4 protein-coding genes are annotated in these 4,335 nt (G+C 40.9%); all 4 read left to right on the forward strand.

The genetic code is table 11. The features are described 5' to 3' along the window. Window positions 1-602 precede the first annotated feature (602 nt). The 4 genes from truB (at window position 603) to CUS89_RS00025 (ending at window position 4,317) form a co-directional block, all read left to right on the forward strand. Window positions 603-1,526, forward strand: a complete 924-nt coding sequence (truB, locus tag CUS89_RS00010) for a tRNA pseudouridine(55) synthase TruB (protein WP_104870536.1) — start codon at window positions 603-605, stop codon at window positions 1,524-1,526. A 7-nt stretch (window positions 1,527-1,533) separates the two neighbouring features. Next, window positions 1,534-2,478, forward strand: a complete 945-nt coding sequence (ribF, locus tag CUS89_RS00015) for a riboflavin biosynthesis protein RibF (protein ID WP_104870537.1) — start codon at window positions 1,534-1,536, stop codon at window positions 2,476-2,478. Between the two features lie 191 nt (window positions 2,479-2,669). Continuing rightward, on the forward strand, window positions 2,670-3,455 hold the full coding sequence (locus CUS89_RS00020) for a glucose-1-dehydrogenase (protein WP_104870538.1): 786 nt from the start codon (window positions 2,670-2,672) through the stop codon (window positions 3,453-3,455). Between the two features lie 10 nt (window positions 3,456-3,465). After that, complete coding sequence (locus CUS89_RS00025) at window positions 3,466-4,317, forward strand: GRP family sugar transporter (protein WP_104870539.1); 852 nt, start codon at window positions 3,466-3,468, stop codon at window positions 4,315-4,317. The last annotated feature ends 18 nt before the right edge of the window (window positions 4,318-4,335 follow it).

The following is a 4,335-nucleotide window of genomic DNA, read 5'->3' on the forward strand; positions in this document are numbered from 1 at the left end:
TCAGAGGTCGGGACAGAAGTGTTCAGCCTCGAGAAATAAGGCGCCATCCACGAAAATTGTTCTTCAAATTTTTGTGGATGGCGCCTTATTTCCGAAGAGGTTACTTCTGTTTCCGCCGTTTATTCGGTTTTAGGTGGTGGGAGAGAACTAATGTCCCACTCCCTGTTTTTTTGTTGTATATTTTCATTCGACACTAGAGAGAGCAAGACGAAATACAACGAAAGAATCAAAAATTGAAAGTGCCATTTCCGAATTTTTTCGTTGTATTCGTAGCAGATGATCATCGCTGAATTGTCCGCTTTTGGGGAAAACATGTTTCATCATAAAAGCAAAATATGAGAATTGACTGATCAAAGAATCATCCGATCATTTACCAGATAACCACTTGTATAACCAATCAAAAGGTGCAAAGAAAAGATTTTCCATAGGTGCTCCCTCCTTTACAAAAAGAATACCACCTTTCTATTTACAACAGTGTGAACTTTTGTTACGTTTATGTTTCTAAAACAAAATAATCGTACATTTAAGGATCAATCCCGTCAGTTATTGCTCCTATGTGTTATAATAATTCAGTTAATACTTAAAAGAATGGAGAACAAAAGATGGAAGGCTTATTACCTTTATGGAAAGAACGCGGCATGACTAGCCACGATTGTGTATTCAAATTACGAAAAATTTTACATACAAAGAAAATCGGACATGGTGGGACATTAGATCCTGATGTAGATGGTGTTCTTCCAATTTGTATTGGTAAAGCCACTAAAGTCATTGAATATTTGACGGATTCGGGGAAGACCTACAAAGGAGAAATCACACTTGGCTATAGTACGACGACTGAAGATAAATCAGGAGAAATCGTCGAACAGCGAGCTGTAATTGAAGCGTTGACAGAGGACCAAGTAGATGAAGCAATGGCTGCTTTTGTCGGTGAGATCACACAGGTCCCTCCGATGTACTCGGCTGTGAAAGTCAATGGCAGACGTTTATATGAATATGCGCGAAACAATGAAACGGTGGAACGACCTGTTCGCAAGGCACAGATCTATCGTTTTGAACGAACGAGCGAAATCATCTGGTCAAAAGAAGCAGGGACCGTTTCGTGGCGGTTTGAAGTCGAATGTGGCAAAGGCACCTATGTTCGGACGTTGGCTGTTGATACGGGTAGTAAGTTGGGCTATCCGGCACATATGTCAGATTTGACGAGAGCAGCTAGTGCTGGCATGGATGAATCCCAAGCAATTACTTTAGCTGAAGTAGCATCATATATGGAAAATGGCACGATCGACGAATATTTATTACCCATTGAAACAGGTGTAGCAAAGTTCAAACAGGTCGATATCGATGAAACAGTGTGGCAGAAAGTCAAGAATGGCATGCGTTTAGATTACCAAGTATTCGGTTTATCAGAGATGCCATCAGAAGAAATTGCCCTTTTTTATCAAGGAAAAGTAGTGAGTATCTACCAACCAAATCCAAAAGAAAAAAACAAGTTGAAACCAAGTAAAGTTTTAAGAAATGAGGTTTAATGTAAAAATGGAAATCATCAAAATCAGACACCCTTATCAAGTTTCTCAAATTCCGAAAGAAGACGTCGTATTGATCTTAGGTTTCTTTGACGGAGTTCATTTAGGACATCAGAAAGTGATCGAAACGGGGCGAGAGATTGCTCAAAGAGAGGGTCTGAAATTGGCACTGATGACATTTAATCAACATCCGTCAATCGTCTTTAAAAAAATCAATCCAAGTAGTGTCAAATACTTGACTACGTTAGAACAAAAAGAAGCAAAAATGGCAGAACTTGGTATCGATTATCTTTACGAAATTGAATTTACTTCAGCTTTTGCCCACTTAGCCCCTCAAGATTTCGTTGATCAATATATTGTGGGACTCAATGCTAAGTATGCTGTTTCTGGCTTTGACTATACGTATGGTCCAAAAGAAATTGCGGATGTTCCTCATCTTCCTGGTTATGCAAAAGGTCGCTTTGAAGTGGTCACAGTACCAAAAGAGCAACAAGAAGAGGAAAAAATCAGTTCTTCACGGATTCGTCAAGACTTGGATGCTGGGGATGTTGCGAGTGTGGCTCATTTACTCGGTTACATTTATGAAATCGACGGTGTGGTCATCCATGGGGACGCACGTGGGCGTTTATTAGGATTTCCGACAGCCAATGTCAAAGTCAAAAGCACCGTTCATTTACCAAAAGTGGGTGTCTATGTTTGTGAAATCAAAATCGGTGACACGTGGTACCCAGCGATGGGATCGATCGGTCATAACGACACGTTCGGTGATGGACGTGAATTGACAGTCGAACTGTATATTCTAGATTTTGACCAAGATATCTATGGAGAACATGTCTACATTCGTTGGCACGAATTTATCCGAGATCAAGTGAAGTTTGATGGAGCAGAAGCTCTGATCGAACAATTGAAAGCAGACGAACAAGCAACTGCTGATTTTTTTGAACATGTTGAGTGAGCCAATATCGTATTCGAGAATAAGAAAGAAGCCCGATCAGTGATGCTGAAGGGCTTTCTTTTTTTGGAAAGAATTTTTTAGTGCGTATGATTTGCTTTCACCTACACTGCGTAGTGTACACTGTCTTTATAGCTAATAACGAATGTTTTAAAATATTTGTTATTAATGTGATAAAAGAAAGGGTGTCTTCTATGTATAAAGAATTAGAACAGAAAGTAGCTGTAGTAACTGGCGGGTCCAAAGGAATCGGTACAGCCATTTCTCAGCGTTTTGGAGAAGAGAAGATGAAAGTCGTCGTAAATTACCATTCCGATGCTGATGGAGCCGAAGAAGCAGTAAAAACGATTGAAGAAGCTGGAGGTCAAGCTTTAGCAGTCAAAGCCGATGTGGGGACAGAAGAAGGTGTGCAGACTCTGATTGATCAAGCGATAGAAGCCTATGGTCAGTTGGATGTTTGGGTCAACAATGCTGGAACGGAAAACCAAAAGCCAACGCATGAATTAAGCTTGGAAGAATGGGAAACCGTGATGCAAGTCAACTTGACTGGTGTGTTTTTAGGAACAAAAGCTGCTATCAATTATTTCAAGAAACATAAAGTAAAAGGAAACATCATCAATCTTTCCTCTGTCCATGAACAAATCCCGTGGCCGACCTTTTCACATTATGCCGCTTCAAAAGGTGGGGTAAAACTATTCACACAAAGTGTAGCCATGGAATATGCACCTGAAGGAATACGTATCAATAGTATTGGACCAGGAGCAATCAAAACACCGATCAATGCCGAAAAATTTGATGATCCAGAGCAAAAAGCAACGACAGAAAGCATGATCCCGATGGAACGTATCGGAAAACCAAGTGAAGTTGCGGCTGCGGCTGCATGGTTGGCTTCAGATGAATCAAGTTACGTCACAGGTATCACATTGTTTGTAGATGGTGGTATGACGCTTTATCCTTCATTTCAAGGTGGGAAAGGGTAGGGATTGATTGATGGGAATCTTAATTGCATTAATACCAGCGATTGGCTGGGGGATCCAACCACTGGTTTTGAAAAAAATCGGTGGGCGTCCCACCAATGAAATATTAGGTACGGGTATTGGCGCATTACTCGTTGGTCTAGCTGTTCAATTGTTCATGTCACCCGGTGGTATTTCGATTACTACATTTTTGATCAGTCTTTTATCGGGAGCGTTTTGGGTCATTGGCCAAATCGGACAATACACCACGTTCAATTTGATTGGTGTATCAAAAACAATGCCCATTTCTACTGCGATGCAGCTCGTCGGAACGTCACTGATTGGTGTTTTCGCTTTTGGCGAATGGGCAGGTACAACAGGAAAAGTGATCGGTGGAGTGGCGATCGTCTTACTAGTGATTGGTTCAGCGTTGACAGCAGTAAGCGATGGAGGAAGTAAACAAGGCGGAATAACTAAAGGAATTTCAATTCTTGCTTCTACGAGTATTGGTTATTGGGTATACAGTGCATTACCTAAATTAGTCAATGCAGACGGTGTTGCCATCTTCTTTCCACAAATGTTAGGTGTTTTCTTAGCAGCAGCTATTTACGTCGTCTTGAAGCAACCAAAAGCTTACGGGGATGGAAAAAGTTGGAAAGCAACGATCGTCGGAGTCATTTTTAGTTTAGCTGCATTTGCTTATATATTTTCAGCTAGCGCCAATGGAGTGGCCACTGCCTATATCATCACGCAACTGAATGTAGTGATCTCTACACTAGGTGGTATGGTTATTTTGCACGAAAAGAAGAGCAAGAAAGAATTAAGGTACACTTTGATCGGCTTAGCTCTGATAGTTGGCGGAAGCATGATCACCGTATTGATTTAAATAAAGCAGTGTAAGACA

Origin of the sequence: Enterococcus mundtii (genome assembly GCF_002947535.1) — a bacterium.
Taxonomy (GTDB): domain Bacteria; phylum Bacillota; class Bacilli; order Lactobacillales; family Enterococcaceae; genus Enterococcus_B; species Enterococcus_B mundtii_B.

Coding starts and splice junctions, on each gene's coding strand:
- CUS89_RS00025 (WP_104870539.1), top strand. CDS start 3,466: ATGGGAATCTTAATTGCATTAATACCAGCGATTGGCTGGGGGATCCAA.
- ribF (WP_104870537.1), top strand. CDS start 1,534: ATGGAAATCATCAAAATCAGACACCCTTATCAAGTTTCTCAAATTCCG.
- truB (WP_104870536.1), top strand. CDS start 603: ATGGAAGGCTTATTACCTTTATGGAAAGAACGCGGCATGACTAGCCAC.
- CUS89_RS00020 (WP_104870538.1), top strand. CDS start 2,670: ATGTATAAAGAATTAGAACAGAAAGTAGCTGTAGTAACTGGCGGGTCC.